General features: G+C 69.7%; 17 protein-coding genes, 1 pseudogene and 1 riboswitch. Of the genes and pseudogenes, 6 read left to right on the top strand and 12 right to left on the bottom strand.

The features are described from left to right. Positions 1 to 34 precede the first annotated feature (34 nt). From ACWCQ6_RS23590 to ACWCQ6_RS23565, 6 genes and pseudogenes are all read right to left on the bottom strand, one after another. Positions 35 to 901 (bottom strand): sterol desaturase family protein, encoded by an 867-nt coding sequence (locus tag ACWCQ6_RS23590; RefSeq protein WP_451092204.1) that lies wholly within the window; start codon positions 899 to 901, stop codon positions 35 to 37. 785 nt (positions 902 to 1,686) lie between these two features. After that, entirely contained in the window at positions 1,687 to 3,195 is a 1,509-nt protein-coding gene (locus ACWCQ6_RS23585; RefSeq protein ID WP_451092202.1) for a glutamate synthase subunit beta, read from the bottom strand. 331 nt (positions 3,196 to 3,526) lie between these two features. Then, a complete protein-coding gene (locus ACWCQ6_RS23580; protein WP_451092200.1) occupies positions 3,527 to 4,399 on the bottom strand; it encodes an EamA family transporter in 873 nt (290 codons plus the stop codon). Between the two features lie 175 nt (positions 4,400 to 4,574). Continuing rightward, positions 4,575 to 5,228 (bottom strand): HD domain-containing protein, encoded by a 654-nt coding sequence (locus ACWCQ6_RS23575; protein WP_451092198.1) that lies wholly within the window; start codon positions 5,226 to 5,228, stop codon positions 4,575 to 4,577. Between the two features lie 122 nt (positions 5,229 to 5,350). After that, positions 5,351 to 6,454: an NAD(+)/NADH kinase gene (locus ACWCQ6_RS23570; protein ID WP_451092196.1), complete on the bottom strand. Its 1,104-nt coding sequence runs from the start codon at positions 6,452 to 6,454 to the stop codon at positions 5,351 to 5,353. A gap of 174 nt (positions 6,455 to 6,628) precedes the next feature. Next, a pseudogene (locus tag ACWCQ6_RS23565) lies at positions 6,629 to 6,890 on the bottom strand (amino acid permease); the annotation flags it as partial. A gap of 360 nt (positions 6,891 to 7,250) precedes the next feature. On the opposite strand from ACWCQ6_RS23565, the gene ACWCQ6_RS23560 reads away from it, so the two are divergent. After that, entirely contained in the window at positions 7,251 to 7,568 is a 318-nt protein-coding gene (locus tag ACWCQ6_RS23560; RefSeq protein WP_451092194.1) for a hypothetical protein, read from the top strand. 142 nt (positions 7,569 to 7,710) lie between these two features. On the opposite strand, the gene ACWCQ6_RS23555 is transcribed toward ACWCQ6_RS23560, so the two are convergent. Then, positions 7,711 to 8,208, bottom strand: coding sequence for a transglycosylase SLT domain-containing protein (locus ACWCQ6_RS23555; RefSeq protein ID WP_451092192.1), 498 nt, complete (start codon positions 8,206 to 8,208; stop codon positions 7,711 to 7,713). Positions 8,209 to 8,210: 2 nt separating this feature from the next. Further along, positions 8,211 to 8,399: riboswitch (cyclic di-AMP (ydaO/yuaA leader) on the bottom strand. A 605-nt stretch (positions 8,400 to 9,004) separates the two neighbouring features. Here ACWCQ6_RS23555 and ACWCQ6_RS23550 point away from each other — a divergent pair. Continuing rightward, positions 9,005 to 10,675, top strand: a complete 1,671-nt coding sequence (locus tag ACWCQ6_RS23550) for an ATP-binding cassette domain-containing protein (RefSeq protein WP_451092190.1) — start codon at positions 9,005 to 9,007, stop codon at positions 10,673 to 10,675. A gap of 81 nt (positions 10,676 to 10,756) precedes the next feature. Here ACWCQ6_RS23550 and ACWCQ6_RS23545 read toward each other — a convergent pair whose 3' ends face one another. The 4 genes from ACWCQ6_RS23545 to ACWCQ6_RS23530 all read right to left on the bottom strand — a co-directional run bounded on the left by ACWCQ6_RS23545 (position 10,757) and on the right by ACWCQ6_RS23530 (position 14,243). Continuing rightward, on the bottom strand, positions 10,757 to 11,428 hold the full coding sequence (locus tag ACWCQ6_RS23545) for a DUF305 domain-containing protein (RefSeq protein ID WP_451092188.1): 672 nt from the start codon (positions 11,426 to 11,428) through the stop codon (positions 10,757 to 10,759). Between the two features lie 107 nt (positions 11,429 to 11,535). Beyond that, positions 11,536 to 11,925 carry a hypothetical protein gene (locus ACWCQ6_RS23540; RefSeq protein WP_451092186.1) on the bottom strand — a complete coding sequence of 130 codons (390 nt, stop codon included), beginning with the start codon at positions 11,923 to 11,925 and terminating at the stop codon, positions 11,536 to 11,538. A gap of 152 nt (positions 11,926 to 12,077) precedes the next feature. Continuing rightward, complete coding sequence (locus ACWCQ6_RS23535) at positions 12,078 to 12,239, bottom strand: hypothetical protein (RefSeq protein WP_451092184.1); 162 nt, start codon at positions 12,237 to 12,239, stop codon at positions 12,078 to 12,080. 30 nt (positions 12,240 to 12,269) lie between these two features. Further along, positions 12,270 to 14,243, bottom strand: a complete 1,974-nt coding sequence (locus ACWCQ6_RS23530) for a heavy metal translocating P-type ATPase (RefSeq protein WP_451092182.1) — start codon at positions 14,241 to 14,243, stop codon at positions 12,270 to 12,272. Between the two features lie 103 nt (positions 14,244 to 14,346). Between ACWCQ6_RS23530 and ACWCQ6_RS23525 the strand changes: the two genes are divergently transcribed. Beyond that, positions 14,347 to 14,748 carry an ArsR/SmtB family transcription factor gene (locus ACWCQ6_RS23525; RefSeq protein WP_451092180.1) on the top strand — a complete coding sequence of 134 codons (402 nt, stop codon included), beginning with the start codon at positions 14,347 to 14,349 and terminating at the stop codon, positions 14,746 to 14,748. A gap of 16 nt (positions 14,749 to 14,764) precedes the next feature. Here ACWCQ6_RS23525 and ACWCQ6_RS23520 read toward each other — a convergent pair whose 3' ends face one another. Beyond that, positions 14,765 to 15,604 (bottom strand): alpha/beta fold hydrolase, encoded by an 840-nt coding sequence (locus tag ACWCQ6_RS23520; RefSeq protein WP_451092178.1) that lies wholly within the window; start codon positions 15,602 to 15,604, stop codon positions 14,765 to 14,767. 57 nt (positions 15,605 to 15,661) lie between these two features. Between ACWCQ6_RS23520 and ACWCQ6_RS23515 the strand changes: the two genes are divergently transcribed. The 3 genes from ACWCQ6_RS23515 to glpK all read left to right on the top strand — a co-directional run. Beyond that, positions 15,662 to 16,135 carry a MarR family winged helix-turn-helix transcriptional regulator gene (locus ACWCQ6_RS23515; protein ID WP_451092176.1) on the top strand — a complete coding sequence of 158 codons (474 nt, stop codon included), beginning with the start codon at positions 15,662 to 15,664 and terminating at the stop codon, positions 16,133 to 16,135. A 136-nt stretch (positions 16,136 to 16,271) separates the two neighbouring features. Beyond that, complete coding sequence (locus ACWCQ6_RS23510) at positions 16,272 to 17,117, top strand: MIP/aquaporin family protein (protein WP_451092174.1); 846 nt, start codon at positions 16,272 to 16,274, stop codon at positions 17,115 to 17,117. A 46-nt stretch (positions 17,118 to 17,163) separates the two neighbouring features. Then, a partial coding sequence (glpK, locus tag ACWCQ6_RS23505) for a glycerol kinase GlpK (RefSeq protein ID WP_451092172.1) occupies positions 17,164 to 18,740 on the top strand: 1,577 nt, incomplete at its 3' end.

Genomic DNA, 18,740 nt, shown 5'->3' with positions numbered 1-18,740 from the left:
CGTGGCGCCGCGGCACGGCATATGAAAAGGCAGTTCAGGCAGAACCGGTCCCGGGCCCCTTCGCACGGCGCAAGGGGTGGAGAAGGCTGGAAACGATCTCCCCGGTACGAGGGAAGGACGCGGGGTCGCCCAGGCCGACCGCGACCGGTTCACGGCCGGGCCGCCAGGTGTAACTGCCGAAGAAGTGGTCCCAGATGGACAGGTCCGAGCCGTAGTGACCCGCCTCGGACAGTTCGGTGCTGTGGTGCAGGCGGTGCTGCTCGGGGCTGGCGAGCACATGGTTGAGCCGGCCGATGCGCACGTCGATGTTGGCGTGGACGAAATAGCCCTGGGCAGCCACGAAAAGGCCCACGACAAGCACCGAGCCACGGGAGAAACCGACCAGGGCCAGAGCCAACTGAACCGTTCCCTGCGCAAGCAAGATGTCGAGTACGTGGTTGACGCCGTTATTGGCGACGTTGACCTTTTCCGGCACATGGTGCACACCGTGCACGCGCCACAGTATCGCATTGGTGTGACCGAGTCTGTGCACCAGATAACTGGCGAGTGAACCGGTCAACAGAGCTGCGGGTATTTCCATCCAGAGACTGATTGCCGGTTCACTCGGCGACACCGCGGAGACAACCGTGGAGACCAGATATTGCGCAACGGCACTGGCCACCATCGTCAGCAGAAAATATATGCCGTACCAACGCCACTCACTGGCGTTCGGGTGCCAGGACCGCCGGTGCGGAATCAAGCGTTCGAGCGCCGTGAGATAGAAAATGACGCCGAGCAGGAAGATCGGGCTCACACGGTCGGGATCCCAGTCGAGACTCAACGCTGCCGCAGCCACCGAAACCGTACCTGCCAGCAGCAGCGGGTACGCCGATACACGCACGACAGCGCGCACGGAGGGCATCGGCACCCCCTGCCTCCGAACCCGACCGGAATTCACCTCCGGATCACCGCCGGGCAACGGCTCACAACTTTCCACTCAAGCACCTTCACGAAAGGGACCAGCACGGAAACGCGCACAGCGAAGCGCACGGTCCGTGAAAGAGAAACTGATGGCTACCTGCGGACGCACGGGACCGGGGCGCCGGACGCCACCTGTCACGTGCGAGGAATGTGGGATGAAGTGTGGTGCGAGCCGTCTCGTGGGCCCCGCGGACCCCAGCTGCCGTCGCCAGGAGCCCGCTCCACTAATTCTTCCCTACCCGGCGACCTCAACCGTCGAATTCAAGCCTCGTCGCGATACCTGGCGGCTGCCATGACAAGAATAGGGACCGACACCCGAGCCGCCCCCGTCTACCGTGAATATTAATTACTAGTCACACCAATAAGCCTCCTCTGATTCCTCCGGGCGCCGCTCCAGGAAAAGAAAGGAACGACAAGGAGCACCGGCACAGCGCGAGCTGCACCGGCTGCGGCGGGGGCAGCCGTCCGAGGCGTCCACTGAGCACCCCGTCTCGATGACGTGTTCAAGGAGATCGGCCGGCCCGAACCGCCTTCTTCCGGGCCCTCGCCGACTCGGCGCCGATACCGCCGCTCCGTTCCGCTGTGCCGCGTCGCACCGGCCGCCCCGGCGGGAACGGGGGCGCCGCCTCGGCGAAACGGGGGCGCCACGAGAAAGCCTCGACGAACCGCATGCGGCGGCCCTGAACACGCCCTGAAGGCCTTCTGCGGGAGCCCGCAACCACTCGCTCAGGCCGCCAGTGGCCGGTCCTCGGGTGTGATCGGGGCCGGGAGCACCGTGGAACCGCTCAGGTAGCGGTCCGTCGCGGCAGCTGCGGACCGCCCCTCCGCGATGGCCCACACCACCAGGGACTGGCCTCGCCCAGCGTCTCCGGCGATGAAGATCCCATCCGTCCGGGTGCGGGGCGCCCGCCCTGCCGGCTCCGTCGTCTCGGCCCTGAAACCGGCGTTCCGGGCGAAGTTTCCCCGGTTGTCCAGTGCGAGTCCGAGCTGTCTCGTCAGGCCCGTGCCGTGTTCGGGGCCGTAGAAGCCGAGGGCGATCAGCACCAGGTCCGCCGGTATGCCCCGCTCGGTCTCCGGGCGGGGCCTTCTGCCCTCGGGTTCCACTTCCGCGAGGCGCAGCGCCCGCACCCGCCCGAACCGGTCACCCTCGAAACGGAGAGTGGCCGAGGCAAAGATCCGCGGATCCGTACCCTCCTGCCCCCGGGCTTCATCGTGGGCATGGGATATCCGGTAGACCTTCGGATACACGGGCCAGGGCTCGCACTCCCGCCGGGTGTCGCCGGGCTCCGGATTGATGTCCAACTGCACCACGGAGGCGGCCCCTTGGCGCAGTGCTGTCCCCATGCAGTCCGAGCCGGTGTCCCCTCCCCCGACGATCACCACGTGCTTGCCCTCGGCAGTGACGGCGGGGGCCTCGCAGTCGCCCTCGGTGACGCGGTTGGCCAGGGTCAGATAGTCCATGGCCTGGTGGATACCGCACAGCTCACGACCGGGGACGGGCAGTTCCCGCTGCCCTCGCGCGCCGACCGCGATCACGACCGCATCGTGCCGTTCGGTGAGCTCGGCGGCATCGAGGTCGTTGCCGATGTCCACCCCGGTGCGGAATTTGGTTCCCTCTGCCCGCATCTGCTCGATGCGGCGGTCCAGATGGCGCTTCTCCATCTTGAACTCGGGGATGCCGTAGCGGAGTAGTCCGCCGATGCGGTCGGCGCGCTCGTAGACGGCGACGGTATGGCCGATTCTCGTGAGTTGCTGTGCCGCGGCCAGGCCTGCGGGGCCGGAGCCGACGACGGCGACGGTCTTCCCGCTGAGCCGCTCGGGCGGCTCAGGTGAGGCGTACCCGCGTTCCCAGATCTGGTCGGCGATGGCCTGCTCGACGTTCTTTATGGTCACCGGGTCGGCATTGATGGTCAGCACGCAGGCGTCCTCGCACGGTGCCGGGCACAGTCGGCCGGTGAATTCCGGGAAGTTGTTCGTAGCGTGCAGTCGCTCGGCCGCGGCCCGCCAGTCGGCCCGTCCGGCGTAGGCGTTCCACTCGGGGATGAGGTTTCCCAGTGGGCAGCCGCTGTGGCAGAACGGGATCCCGCAGTCCATGCAGCGCCCGGCCTGCTCGGACACGAGGGGGAGTCGCGACTGTCCCGCGTAGACCTCGTTCCAGTCGCGCAGCCGTTCCTGGACCGGCCGTGCCGGGACGGGCCGGCGGGGGAACTTGAGGAAGCCGTGCGGGTCGGTCATGGCCGCCTCCATCGCTCGCGCGCGGTGTGCAGGCGTTTTTGCCAGCCTACGCCCGCTTTGTCGACCGGCCCACCGTGCCGGTGACGCCCCCTCGCATCTGGTTCTCGGCGTCGGGACGATCGCCGACACCGGCAACGCGTTCTACGCCTGCTCGAACGCCACCTTCTGAGCCCGATGCGCGTCCGCACGACGTCCGCTGCCCGGGGTGGCCCCTGCCCCGGACAGGGGGATCGTCCGACGCACGCCCTGCCGTGCCCGCTGGTGGTCGGCGCGACGACGGCCGGGGGGCAGCCCGGGACCTGAGCCGGTCCGGCCCCCGGCGGTCCCGCGGTCATTCGGCGGCGGCGAGTCGGGGCTGCGGCTGGACGGTGACGAGCGCGATCCCGCCGCAGCACACCGCGAGGAGCAGCAGCTCGGTGGGAGAAGGCGCGGGCGCGTTGTCCAGCGCCCAGTCTCCCAGTCGGACGGTGAAGGGAACGGCCAGCTGCACAGCGGCCGTGAAGACCGGGCCGCGGACCAGGATGAGGCGGTGCTGCACGAGATAGGCGGGTGCGTAGACGGCTGCGCCCAGCACGAGGATGCCCCCGGTCGCAGCCGGGGTCGGCGGATGCGCGATCAGCGCGGGCAGGGCCATCGGGAGCAGCAGACAGGTGGCGGCCGCGAGCAGCACGGGCAGTACGGCGAGCGGCGGCAGCCCCGAAAGCCGCTCCCGGTACAGGAATCCGTACACGGCGAAGGCCACGGTCGCCGCCGCCACGAGCAGCAGCCCCGCCGCGTCCGCATCACCCGTGTCCGCGCCGAGCGCCGCGTATCCGGCGGCCGCCGCGCAGGCCAGCACCGCCCCCACTGCCTTGCGCGGCCCGGACCGCTCTGCGAAGAACAACGTGCCGACGGCCACCGAGGCACACGGCATCAGTGCGACGACGAGATTGGTGAGCGAGGTCCCGATGCGCGGGATGGCGAGCAGGGTCCCGGCTGCGTACCCGGCGAATCCGAGCAGGCCCAGCAGCCATACGGTGCCCGGCCTGGCGCTGGCCCGGCGCAGGTCGGCCCGGCCGTCCGCGGTGGAGGCGGCGACGGCGGTGAGCACCGCGCAGCACACGGCGGTCCGGCCCACGGCGACGATGAGCGGATCGGTTCCGGTGACCAGGGCGCCGGAGAGCAGCCAGGTCCCGGAGAGCAGCAGGACAAGGACGGCCGGCATCGCGTGGCCCTTCCGTGGGTGGCGGAGGAACGGCGAGAGGGGCGAAGGGCGCGGCGTGGCCGCGGCCGAACTCGCTGATCCCGCACGGCCCGCCTCTGCACCGTCACTTTCCTGCAGGTGCCAACTATAACGACGGGTGCCGTCTCCACCAGGTCGCGAGGCCTGCTCGTTCCCGTCACTCGGGCCAGGCGGAATCCAGGATGGTGTCCACGAAGTTGCCCCGCTCGAACCCGTGCACGTAACGCTGCAGGACATCGGCCTTCACATTGCCGAACGTGGTGTCCGGTTTGGTTCTGATTCCTTCCGTGAAGGCCCTGAGAATGCGCCGCTTGAAGTCGGGGCGGGGATGAAGGGCGACGATCGCCGCCCGGTCCGCCTCGCTGATCTCGTCGAACCCGATCCCCAGCACGTCGTACTCCACGCCGGCCGTCACCAGTGCGACCTCGGGTTCCATGAACGACGGGATTCCCGGCGTGGTGTGGAGTGCGATGGCCGTCCAGACGCGCCGGACGCTGTCCTCGGGCACCCCGTGGCCCTGCAGGAATCGCCGTGCTTCGTCGGCGCTGTCCACCTCGAACCGGCGCCCGCTGTCGCGGAATTCCTCGTGGAGGCCGAGATCGTGGAACATAGCCGCGACGTAGAGCAGCTCCGGGTCGAAGCTCAGCCCGCCGTGGCGTCCCCGGAGCCCGCCGAAGAAGTAGACGCGGCGGGAGTGGTGGTAGATCAGGTCGTCGGTCGTGTCACGCACCAACTGGGTTGCCGCCGAGGCCAGTGCGGTGTCGGGAACCGGCAGGGCGGCGAAGGCGGGGAGACCGGCGCTGTCGGGCATGAGAACTCCTTTGTCGTACGGAATTTCGGCCTTGCGGCCCCGGTTGGCCGACGGAAGCCGGGGTGCACCCGGCACTCCCCCGGCGCGGTCGGACACCGGGCGCCTGGGGTCCTTCGTTTGGATCATGCCGGGCTCGCGGGACCTGATCCGCGCGAAAGACCCTGGTCCCTGACCGTCGGGGAGAGATGGAGATGGGCCAGGTCGTGCGGGACCGGTCCGTCGGGGCGGAAGAGCGGTGCGCTCTCGCCGTCGGCCGCCGTGGCCGGGGCGTCCGTGAGGCGGAGGCGGGTGCGCAGCCGTCCGTAGAAGTCGTTCGGGCCGAGCCTGATGACCCGCAGACGGCGCGGTGCCGCGTACACACCGAGCCAGTCCCCGGCGGCCAGTACGCCGCGCAGTTGGCCGTCGATGGTCACGGCCCCCTGTCCCGAGTGCGGCAGGACGCGCACGGCGATCGGTTCGTCGGCCGCTGCGACCACGGTGCGGTCGAAGGTCATGTGTGCCGCCACGGGCGTGAAGAGGACGGCGTCCATGCGCGGCGAGACCACCGGGCCGCCTGCGGCGAAGCTGTAGGCGGTCGAGCCGGTGGGAGTGGCCATGATGACCGCGTCGGCGGAGTACGAGGCGAGGAGCCGGCCGCCGATGTAGACACCGAGGCTCACCTGCCGGTCGCGGGCGAGCTTCTCCACGACGACGTCATTGAGTGCGGTGACGTCCAGTGCCACGCCCCAGCCCTCCGCCGCGGCCTCCTCGTCGAGGGCGATCTGGGGAGGCGGCAGCATGGGGCGCTGTCCGTAGCCCATCAGGGCGTCGATGTCCGGTGGCACTTCGAGTACGCGGGAGGCTCTCATGGTCAGGGTCATGCGCTCCTCGACCTCCGCCCGGCCACGGTGGACGGCGTCGAGCGCCCGGACCACGTCCTCGGCGGGCACCTCGGTGAGGAAACCGACGCGGCCCAGGTCGATCCCGAGGACGGCGCCGTCGTTCTTGGCGGCGATCCTGGCGCCGCGCAGGAACGTCCCGTCGCCGCCGAGCGTCACGATGAGGTCGGGGTTGCCCGCGACATCGGCCTCCTCGCGTCCGCCGCGTCTGCGTTCGTCGTCGCGCCACACGTCGATGTCCGTGCAAGGGATTCCTTCGCGGGCGCACCAGTCGCGCACGACTCCCGACGCGACGACGGCTTCGGGACGGCCCGTGTGCACGACGACTCCGACCCGCTGGACACTCATTCCGCCACGACTCCCCGTGTTCCGACGACGTCCTCACTCCACTGTGAGGGCATCGAGAGTGTCTTCGCCCGTCGACGGATGCGCTTCACCGACGGGCCGGACACCGAGTGCGGAACACGTCCGGGGAGGGTCAGGGCCACGCGTCCTCCGGAATGCGGACCAGCCGGCGGGTCTCCCGGCGAGCCGCCCCGCCGTGGTCGACACCATGCCGTACTTTCCGCCGGAGCTGGGGATGAGCGTCCCCAGCTCCGAGTAGCAGAAGGCGACCACGATGCAGAGCAGCGAGCCGATGGCGATGGAGGTGTAACGTGCCGAGGCTGGAGAACAGGTCCGGTACGACCACGAAGAGGGGCGAGGCGGGCGTCACGCACGAGAGCGTGAGCAGTGTGCCGCCCAAGACGCCGATGGAACGCTTGAGCTTCTGTGGAGTGGGGCCGGTCGCTGGGGCGAGCGCTGAGCGTGTCGGTCATCGTGCGATTTCCGATCACGTGGTGAGTGGTTTCGGCGCTCCCAGCGCGATATGCAATCCCGACGCGTTCCGCAGGTCAAGAGGCATTTACCTCCGGAATTCGTTGTCCAGATGGCCGAATCCGACGGTTTGGCGTTAACAACGCGTCATGGCCCGGGATCGGGGGGTGCTGCGGGAACCGCAGCCCGGGACGGTGGAAAGTCTCGCCCGTATCCAGCATCCGGAAGACGGGGCGGCCTCCCGCACCGGCGGGGCGCACCGGGCGGCGCGGCCGGGGCGCGGGGCCTGCGGGTCGCGCATCCACGGTGTTGATGCCAGCCTGGAGTCATGGCTTGGGCGTCATGGACGACTTGCGGTGTGTTCTCCGGGCACGGTGGTGTGCTGACGGAGGAGGTCGGTGTCCTGTCCGGGGATCTGACGGTTCACACGACCTGGGCGGATGACACGGCCCAGGTGACTGTGCAGTACAGCGGCGCGATCGACTGGTTCACCATGTCGGGCAGTCCCGTTGTGTGCTGTTCGGAGGAGGAAAGTCGTCGCCTGCACGACATGGTGGTGCAGGCAGTCCGGGCCGGGAAGGCGGCGACCGTTCCCGTAATGCCGCGCTCAGGACGGGCGAAGCCGACGGAGCACACCCCGGAGTGAAGGTCCGGCACGGACGGCCGGGTACACGAGACGCCTGCGCCGCGACGGTCAGGCACTGCGCAGCGCCGCGGCGACCCGGTTCGTTGCCGTCCTGCACCGCGACGGCAACGAACTGGTCGTCCCCGAGGCTGGGTTCCGTACCTCAGTACGCCCCGAAGACGTTGTCGATGGAGCCGTACTTGTGGGCCGCGTAGTTGCACGCCGCGGTGATGTTGGCAACGGGGTCGTAGGCGTCCATCGCCGTACCGGGCACGTGGTAGGCGCGGAAGGTCGGATCGATGACCTGGAGGAGACCCTTGGACGGCGTTCCGGCGGCGGCGTTCGAGTCCCAGTTGTTGATGGCCCGGGGGTTGCCGGAGGACTCGCGCATCACGTTGCGGTGGATGCCGTCGTAGCTGCCGGGGATGCCGTGCTTGGCCATGACGGCCAGCGACTCCTTGATCCAGCCGTCCAGATCGTTGGTGTATGTCGCGGCCTTCGCGGCAGGCGCCGCGGCAGAGACGGACTGCGTCGGCGCCGCCGAGGCGGTGGTGGCGCCGAGCAACGGCATCAGGAGGGCGGCTGCACCCGTTCCCACGGCTATGAAGCCCCGGCTCAGCGAGGTGGAGTTGCGACGACGGTACGTACCCGTTGCGGACATGGTGGATTCCTCTCCGTCGCCTGCGAGGTGAGCTGTCGGGTTCGGGCTGGAGATGCCCGGCCGCGCACGAACGCGGCTTCACCCCGAGCCGTTCCGGATACCGGAATGGCGGCTTACCTGGGTCCCCCGCTCCTGCCGTACACGAGTGGGTCGGATTGCCGGGCGGCGGCAGGATTCGGCGTTCCGTCCGGATTGACGGTGACCGTAGGCGAGAGGAACCGAAAGGGACAAGCCCCCAATTTCCACATGCAATTCACTTACAAGATCGAGTCACCGGAATTGCGGTAATCCACCTCACATCGAGCAGCTGTCCCCCCTTGCGCGGAAAGGGATCCGAATCGCGTGACACGACACCGAGGGGCTCGAACGTGACTCGCGCCACGAATTCACAAAAGGTGCGTTTCGCCTCGCGCCAAAAAATTAACAATTCGCTCAAATCGCCCCTAATGGGGCACGCGTGTCGGCGCGAGTGATTCACGACACCGTCCTTGCCCGGCGCCTGGAGGCATTGCCATCCCTTCCTCCGCGCCGTTACGGTGTGGACGTCCTGTTGTCTCCGATAGAGGTGGACGTTGCGCATCTGAGGTTCGCGAACATCACGCCGTACGGCTCCGCCCGTACGCCCGTCACGCCGTAGCAGTGCTCCGCACTGCCCGTGACCCCGCGTGGATGCGACCTCGGTGCATGAGCCGTCCCTCGATCTCAGGACCGCCGCACCTTCCTCTGCTGCCCGGTCGCCGCGTGGTGCTCGCATACGAAGCCCCCACTCACCACGCTTGCGAATGCGAGGAACACCATGGCGACACCCACCACCCCCGGCGCTTCCCTCACCTGCTCGGCCCTGTCCTTCCGCCTGCCGGACGGCACGACCGTCTTCGACGCGCTCTCGTTCGCCATCGGCCGGGGCCGCGTCGGCCTCGTCGGCACCAACGGCGCGGGCAAGTCCACACTGCTGCGGCTGCTCGCCGGTGAACTCCTGCCCGCCCAGGGTTCGGTGACCGTCGGCGGCAGCCTCGCCCATCTTCCGCAGGACATCACCCTCGACACAACACTGCGGGTGGACCGGGCCCTGGGCATCGCCGAGCGGCGCGAGGCGCTGCGCGCCATCGAGGCCGGGGATGTCGACGAAAAGCACTTCGAGACGATCGGCGACGACTGGGACGTCGAGGAACGGGCCCTGGCGACCCTGGGCCAACTCGGACTCGGGGACATCGAACTGGACCGCACAGTGGGACAGTTGTCCGGCGGCGAGACCGTCCTGCTGCGCCTGGCCGCGCTGCTGCTGGACCGTCCCGACGTGCTGCTCCTGGACGAGCCCACCAACAACCTCGATGTGTTCGCCCGCCGGAGGCTCTACGAGGCCGTCGACTCCTGGCGCTCGGGCGTACTGGTCGTGGTCAGCCACGACCGCGAACTGCTGGAGCGCGTGGACCGCATCGCCGAACTGCGCGCCGGATCGGTGAACTGGTACGGCGGTGGCTGGTCCGCGTACCAGGAAGCCGTGGCCGCCGAACAGGAGGCCGCCGGGCGGACGTTGCGGGCCGCGGAGGCCGATCTGCGGCGCCAGAAACGCGAACTGGAGGAGACCCGGATGAAGCTGGCCCGACGCCAGCGGAACGGGAGGAAGATCGAGGCCGAAGGGGGCCTCCCGAAGATCCTGGCCGGCCGCCGCAAGCGGGCCGCGCAGGAGTCGGCGGGCAAGCTTCGCGGCGTCCACGAGGAGCGGCTCAGCGAGGCGCGCCAGCGCCGCGAGGAGGCCGCGGAGGCCATTCGCGACGATGCCGAGATCCGCGTGAGCCTTCCCCGCACAGCGGTGCCCGCCGGACGCACCGTGCTGACCCTGCACGAGCTGCGCCCCCGGTTCGGGAAGCTGCGCGAGGGCAGCCTCCAGGTACGGGGGCCCGAGCGGATCGCGCTCGTCGGTCGCAACGGCGCAGGGAAGACGACGCTGCTGCGTACCCTCACCGGCCAGTCGGCTCCCTTGTCCGGCGAGGCCAGGACCTTCGTACCGACGCGGTTCCTTCCGCAACGGCTCGACGTACTGGACGAGGAGCTGAGCGTCACGGCGAACGTGGCCCGGATGGCCCCCGGGGTCACCGACAACCACATCCGCGCCCAGCTCGCGCGCTTCCTCTTCCAGGGCAAGCGCGCGGAGCAACCGGCGGGCACGCTCTCGGGCGGGGAGCGCTTCCGTGCCGCCCTCGCGGCGACGATGCTCGCCGCGCCGGCGCCGCAACTGCTGATGATGGACGAGCCGACCAACAATCTCGACATCGCCAGTGTGCGGCAGCTGACCGGTGCGCTCGAGTCCTACGAAGGGGCGCTCCTGATCGCCAGTCACGATCTGCCCTTCCTCGAATCGGTCGGCATCACCCGGTGGTTGCTGGTCGGGGAGGAGCTCCGGGAAACCACCGCTCAGGAGGTGGGCGATCTTCTCGCGGCACCGGAGCAGGCGAGCCCGGTCTGATCCGAACGAGAGGCCGAGGGGTGCGGGCCCTCGCACGATTCCATCCGGACGGTCGTGCGAGGGCCCGCACCTGCGCTGCGATCAGAGCCTGTCGATGATCTTGTTCATCTGCTCGATCTCGGCGGTCTGAGCGGTGACGACGGCACCGGCGAGCTTCTTCGCCCCGGCGTTGTCGCCGTTCTTCTGCTCCTCCTCGGCCATGGTGACCGCACCCTGGTGGTGGCCGATCATCAGCTGGGCGAACTTCTTGTCGAAATCCTTGCCCTTGGCGGCCGTCAGGGCGCTCATGTCCTTGTCGGACATCATTCCGGGCATTCCCGAACCGTCCGGGCCATGGTCCATCCCCGGCATGTCACCCATCGAGGACGAGTCCGAGGGCAGCGGCTTGCCCCACGCGGTCAGCCAGCCCTTCATCGTGTCGATCTCGGGGTCCTGGGCCTTCTCGATCGCGGTGGCCAGCTTCTTGATCTCGGGGTCGGCGGCGCGGCCGTCGGCCAGCTTCGCCATCTCGACGGCCTGCTGGTGGTGCGGAATCATCTGCTGCGCGAACTTCACGTCCGTGTCGTTGAACGTGCCGCCGGGGGTGGCCGGTGCGGAGGCGCCGGCCGAGCCGTGGTTCATGCCGGGCATGGACGAGCCGTCGGACTTCGAGCCGTCGGAGGAGCCGCAGGCCGCCAGTGTCAGGGCGAGGGCGGCTACGGTGCCGGCCGCGAGCGTGCGGCGGCGGGCGGCGAAGGACAGGGAGGCGGACATCACGGGTTTCTTTCCAGGTGGACGCGCCACATCCATGGCGCGCGAAAGGGACAGGACCGTCCGGCCGGTCCTCCGGGCCCGAAGGACCGGGGACCGGCGGATTCCTGTCACGTCCGCGCGACGCACACCTGGAGCAGCAGATCCCTGCCGGCGAACGGCGGTCCCCGCCGGGCCGGTCCGCGTACGGCCGTGCGGTGCCCGGCGAGCACCCCGACGGCCAGCAGCACCAGGCCCAGCGCCATCAGCAGCGGCAGCACCCGGTCACGGGCATGGGTGAATACGCACGACTCCCCGTTCGTCGCGGGCACGACGGCAGCCACGTCTGCGGGGCCGTGCCCGCCCCGCACGGCAATGTGGCCGTCAGCCGTCGTCAGGGAAGCGGGCGCGGCCGCGCTCATGGCCATCGCGTCGTGACAGCCCTCCGCGGCGCTCGCCGGCGCGCCGTGCATGAGGAACAGTCCGCACAGGACGGCACACATCACGAGCAGCCGGGACATTCCCGGTGTGCGTGTCCGTCCGCGATCCACGGCTGCCTCGAATGCTCGGTCGTACGGGTCGTACGGTGCGGGCCCGACGATACCCCCTCCGGGTTTCCGATGAGGAGCGCCCCGTTCTGTGCACCGGAGGCGGCAGGTCGGCGGGCGAGGTATCACCGCGGCGGGTCCTCGCCGACGAGACGTTCCACCGACTCCCGGACGAGGCCGTCGTGGCGGGCGCGGCGGGCGTACTCCTCGATCATGTCGATCAGGACGCGCCGCAGGCTCGGGGACTCGCCGCCGGCCAGCGGGGCCTGACGCCCGAAGCGGGCCACGGCGGCTGAGCCGGCTGCCCGGTGGCCTGCTCAGCCGTCGCCGCCGGCCTGCGTCCAGGCGGCGTCGCGCAGCAGGCGCAGACCGTTGAGGCCGACGATCACGGTGGAACCCTCGTGCCCGGCGACGCCCAGCGGGAGCGGCAGCGTGCCGGCCAGGTCCCAGACGACGAGGCCGGTGATGAAGACGGCCGCGATCACCAGGTTCTGCACCACGAGACGGCGGCAACGGCGCGAGAGCGCCACGGCGGTGGGGACGGTGGCGAGTTCGTCGCGGACGACCACGGCATCGGCGGTCTCCAGGGCGAGGTCGGAGCCGGCCCTGCCCATGGCGATACCCGTGTGGGCCGCGGCCAGTGCCGGGGCGTCGTTCACGCCGTCGCCGACCACGAGCACCTTCCGCCCGGCGCTCTCCAGTTCCTTGACCGCGTGCACCTTGTCCTGCGGCAGCAGTCCGGACCGGATGTCGACGATCCCTGCTTCGGCGCCCAGGCAGGCGGTGGCGCGCGGGTTGTCCCCGGTGAGCAGCATCGGTGTGGTGCCCGTGAGTTCGGCGAGGCGGGCGACGGTGGTCCGGGCGTCGGTGCGCAGCCGGTCGGCGATGCCCAGGACTCCGACGGGCGTGCCGTCGAGGACGACCAGTGCGGCGGTGCGGCCGTCCTCCTCCAGCCGGGCGGCGAGCTCGGCGGCCGCCCCGTCGGCGCCGGTCCGGGCGTCGTGCAGGCGGGCCGGGCTGCCGACGGCGACCCTTCGGCCGTCCACGGTGGCGGTGACGCCGATGCCCGGGGTGGAGCCGAAATCCTCCACCGGGGGCAGGGTGAGACCGCGGGTCCGGGCGGCTTCGGTGACGGCGCGTGCGAGGGGGTGTTCGCTGGGGTGCTCGGCCGCGGCCGCGAGGGTGAGCAGGGCGTCCGCGGTCAGGCCCGAGGACGCGAGTGGACGGATGTCGGTGACACGCGGGGTGCCCTCGGTCAGGGTGCCGGTCTTGTCGAGCGCCACGGCGTCGACCTGGCCGAGGCGCTCCATCACCACGGCTGACTTGATGAGTACCCCGTGCCGTCCGGCATTGGCGATGGCGGACAGGAGTGGCGGCATCGTGGCCAGGACCACGGCGCACGGCGATGCGACGATCATGAAGGTCATCGCCCGGAGCAGTGTCGGCTGAAGTGCCGCGCCGAAGGCCAGGGGCAGGGCGAACAGGGCGATGGTGGCGGCCACCATGCCGATCGAGTACCGCTGTTCGACCTTCTCGATGAAGAGCTGGGTGGGGGCCTTCGTCGCGGAGGCCTCCTCGACCATGGCGACGATCCGGGCGATCACCGAGTCGGCCGGGTCGCGCTCCACGACCACCCGCAGCACCCCGGTGCCGTTCAGGGTTCCCGCGAAGACCTCGTCGCCGGGCTCCTTGGGCATCGGCAGCGGCTCGCCCGTGATGGTCGCCTGGTCCACCTCGCTCGCCCCGTCGAGGACCCGTCCGTCGGCCCCGACGCGCTCGCCGGGACGTACCAGGATCACGTCCCCGACCGTCAGCTCCTCGGTGGGCACGGTCTCTTCGGCATCCGCCGCGCCGACTCGAGTGGCCGTGGCGGGTGCGAGGTCGAGCAGTCCGCGTACCGAGTCCGCCGTGCGTGCGGTGGCGAATGCCTCCAGAGCACCCGAGGTGGCGAAGATGACGATCAGCAGGGCACCGTCCAGCACCTGCCCGATCGCTGCCGCGCCGAGAGCCGCGACGACCATCAGCAGGTCGACGTCCAGTCTCTTCTCTCCGAGCGCCCGCAGCCCTTCGCGGCCCGGCTCCCAGCCGCCGGCGAGGTAGGTGAGCGCGTACAGCGGGCCCCACGCCCACCACGGGGCGCCGAGCAGGTGCAGGGGCAACGCGATCAGGAACAGCACCAGCGCGGCCGCGGCCCAGCGGGCCTCCGCAAGAGCCAGGATCCGGGTGCGCCGCTCGGCCACGTCCCGGACCGGGCCGGTGGGCGGGGCCGGGCGGATGACGGTGGAAGACATGGGGTGGCGATCCTTCATGCGAGAAGGCGGAGTGGTTAGGTCTTCGCACCATACAGGATCACATGAACATGCATTCATGTATACATCTCCGTAGGATGAGAGCATGGGCCACGGAGCTGATGCGAGTACCGCTGCCACCGCGCGCGAGCGCCTCGACGCGGTGGGGGCCACCGATGTGGCGTCCACCCTCCAGGCCCTCGCCACCCCGTCCCGGCTCCGCATCCTCGCCCGGCTCCAGGAGGGCCCCTGCCCCACGACGGAGCTCGCCGAGGCGGTCGGCATGGAGCAGTCCGCCTGCTCCCACCAGTTGAGGCTGCTGCGCAACCTCGGCCTCGTCACCGGCGAGCGCCGGGGCCGCTCGGTGGTCTACGCGCTGTACGACAACCACGTGGCCGAACTCCTCGACCAGGCCCTCTTCCACGTGGAGCACCTGCGCCTCGGCCTCCGCGACGCCCCGGCACAGGGAACCGCGGAGACCGATGGCACGGTGGCCGCCGTGCGCTGAGCCCAGGGGGCACGCGTCACACGGCGCCGTCCTCCTGGGCGAACACGTCCGTCAGGAAACTCCCGAGGATCTCGCCGAAGGCATCCGGCCGTTCCATGTTGGGATAGTGCGCCGCCCCTTCGACGCTTGCCTCGCGGCCGTCGGCGACCGTCCGTGCGAGGCGCCGGGCCATGGCGAGGTGGGCGTCGGAATCGATGCCGCCCGTGACGGTCAGCACCGGGACACCGATCTGCGCCGCCCGCGCCCAGGTGCCGGGGACCGGCACGAGCCGGTCGGGTTCGTCCGCGGTGTGCTTGGCCAGCGTCCGCTCGGTCATCGCGCGCACGCGTCGTACAACGGCGCCGTCGACTTCGTCGAGTGTGCGGTGCGGTCCCGCCGCGAAGAGCATGAAGGCGTCGATCCAGCCCGGGACGTCACCGGCGGCCAGGGAGCGGGCCTGCTCGGCCAGGACCCGGCGGGACCAGGGGTCATGGAACTCGGGCTCGCTCGTCCCCGCCCCGCTGACGACCAACGCGCGTACCAGATCGGGGTGTTCGAGTGCGGTGTCGAGCGCGGTGGCCCCGCCCATCGACACTCCGACCAGGACCGCGGGGCCGGCGTCGAGCCGGCGCAGCAGGGCGGCCAGGTCATCCGCGTGGCGGAAGGGCTTGCTCGCGTTGGACGATCCGCCGTGCCCGCGGGCGTCCGGCACGATCACGCGGTGACCCCGCGCGAGCTCCGGCACCTGGTCGTCCCACATCCTGTGGTCCAGGAATCCGCCGTGCAGCAGCACCAGCAGCGGGCCTTCCCCGGTGTCGCGGTAGACGAGGCGGCCGTCGTCGGTCTCGAAGGATTTCAGCTCGGAGGCAGCAGTCATGACAACCAAGGTGACATCTTCTTCCCATATTGACAACCAAGGTGTCATGATGACCGTATGACCGACACCGATCCGCCCCTGGCACCCGAGGAACTGGCCCACCGGCTCACGGAGGTCTTCGCCCTGGTCGGCCCGCTCTACCGGCGTGTGCAGCGCAAGGTGGAGCAGGCCGCCCCGATCGAGGGCCTGTCCGTGGGAGTGCGTGCCGTACTGGACCTGCTGCGCGAGCACGGCCCGATGACGGTCCCGCAGATGGGCCGGGCACAGGCGCTGAGCCGACAGTTCGTGCAGCGCATGGTCAACGACGCCGCGGCCGGGCAACTGGTCGAGATCGTCCCCAATCCCGCCCACCAGCGGTCGCCCCTGGTCCGGCTGACCGAGGGCGGCAGGGCCGCGATCACCGCGGCCCTGACTCGCGAGCAGTCCCTGCTGCGCCAGGTGGAAGGGGATCTGACCGACGCCGATGTGACGGCCTGCGTGCGGGTGCTCGGCAGGATGCTGGATCTCTTCGACCAGGTCGACGTCGACTGAGACCGCGCGGGACGCCGCCCCCGAACGCACGGAAACGGCGCGTCCACCACCGCATGCGGAACCAATTCCCGCCGTTTACGCTCATACCTGCATCCATGCCGCCAGGAGCCGTTGATCGACAGGAAGCGAGATCCCCATGGAGCGGCTCAAGAAGTCCGGAATCGTCGGGGAAGTCTCGGCGGAGTTTCTCGGCACGATGATTCTGATCCTCTTCGGCTGCGGAGTCGTGGCCCAGGTCGTGGCCGGTGGCGCGCTCACCGATCCGCCGGGCGGCCTCGGAGATCACGACAGCATCGCCTGGGCCTGGGGTCTCGGAGTAACCCTGGGCGTCTATGTGGCGGCCAGACTGAGCGGAGCCCATCTCAATCCCGCCGTGACTCTCTCGCTCGCCGCGTTCAAGGACTTCCCCTGGAAGAAGGTGGCGCCCTATTCCCTCGCCCAACTCGCGGGGGCGTTCGTCGCGGCACTGCTGGTGCGCTGGAACTACACGGAGGCGCTGGCCAAGGCGGACCCCGGACACACGATCAAGACACAGACCGTGTTCTCCACCCTGCCCGCCAACGGAAACCCCGCACTGCCCGTCCACGAATGGGGAGCGTTCCGGGACCAGGTCATCGGCACCGCCATTCTCGTACTGCTGATCTTCGCGGTCACCGATCTCCTCAACACCCCGCCGGGCGTCAATCTCAGCCCGTTCATCGTGGGCCTCATCGTGGTGGCCATCGGCATGGCGTTCGGGACCAACGCGGGGTACGCGATCAACCCTGCCCGTGACTTCGGCCCCCGGCTCGCGAGTTTCCTCACCGGCTACGGAGGGGCATGGCGGGACCAGTACGGAAACTTCTACTTCTGGGTGCCGATCGTGGGCCCGTTCCTCGGCGGCCTGGTGGGAGCGTTCGTCTACAAAACCTTCATCGGCCGCTTCCTGCCCTCGGCGGAAGAGGAGCCGGAGGGCACCATCCCCGTACTCCCGGAGAAGTGACGTCCATTCCCATCACCGAGCCCGGACTCAGGAGAGGCAGCATGCCATGGCGGACTTCATCGGCGCAGTGGACCAAGGCACCACCAGCAGCCGCTTCATGATCTTCGATCACGGCGGAAACGAGGTGGCCAGACACCAATTGGAGCACGAGCAGATCCTGCCCCGGTCGGGCTGGGTGGAGCACGATCCGGTGGAGATCTGGGAACGCACCAACTCGGTGATGCAGACCGCCCTGCGCAACGGAGGCCTGAGCGGCACGGATCTCGACGCCATCGGGATCACCAACCAGCGCGAGACGACGGTCGTCTGGGATCCCCGCACCGGCCGGCCGTACTGCAATGCCATCGTGTGGCAGGACACCCGCACCGACTCGATCGCCAAGGCCCTGGAGAGCAAAGGGTACGGCGAGGTCATCCGGCGCAAGTCCGGTCTCCCTCCTGCCACCTACTTCTCCGGCGGGAAGATCAAGTGGATTCTCGACAATGTCGAAGGGGTCCGCGCGGCCGCGGAGCAGGGACACGCCGTGTTCGGGAACACGGACTGCTGGGTGTTGTGGAACCTCACCGGCGGCCCCGACGGCGGGATCCACGCCACCGATGTGACCAACGCCAGCCGGACGATGCTGATGAACCTGGAGACACTCGACTGGGACGACGAGTTGCTGGACATCTTCGGCGTCCCCCGGGCGATGCTGCCGGCCATCCGGCCCTCCTCCGACGCGGAGGCGTACGGCCGCACGCGCACGTCCCGGCCGCTGCGCGCTGCGATCCCGATCACCGGAGTGCTCGGCGACCAGCAGGCGGCCACGGTGGGGCAGGTGTGCTTCGAGCCGGGCGAGGCCAAGAACACGTACGGCACCGGCAACTTCCTCGTGCTCAACACCGGCACGGAACTGATCCGTTCCAAGCATGGTCTGCTCACCACCGTCGCGTACCGGTTCGGGCAGAGTCCGCCGGTCTACGCCCTGGAGGGCTCCATCGCGGTCACCGGATCCGCGGTGCAGTGGCTGCGGGACCAGATGAAGATCATCACGAACGCGAGCGAGAGCGAACACCTCGCCCGGACGGTTCAGGACAACGGCGGGATGTACTTCGTGCCGGCCTTCTCGGGTCTCTTCGCCCCGTACTGGCGCTCGGACGCCCGGGGTGCCATCGTCGGCCTGGCCCGGTACAACACCAACGGCCATCTGGCGAGGGCCACACTGGAGGCCATCTGCTACCAGAGCCGGGACGTGGTGGAGGCGATGGAACAGGACTCCGGCGTCCATCTCGACGTGCTCAAGGTCGACGGCGGGGTCACGGCCAACGACCTCTGCATGCAGATCCAGGCCGATGTTCTCGGCGTACCCGTGAGCCGTCCGGTCGTCGCCGAGACAACCGCGCTCGGTGCCGCCTACGCGGCCGGGCTGGCCACCGGATTCTGGCAGGACCAGGCCGAGTTGCGCGAACACTGGCAGGAGTCGAAGCGCTGGGAGCCGCAGTGGAGCGAGGAGCAGCGGGCGGAGGGCTACGCGAACTGGAAGCGGGCGGTGGAGCGCACCCTGGACTGGGTCAGCGTGGCAGTTGGAGGCGGCGGGCGTCCAGCCGGGTGGCGGTGGAGGCATAGCTGCTGGCCTGGCGGTTG

This window comes from Streptomyces sp. NPDC001880 (assembly GCF_053594575.1).
Note: the sequence above shows the minus strand (reverse complement) of the source record. Positions and strands in the feature narration are given on the sequence as shown.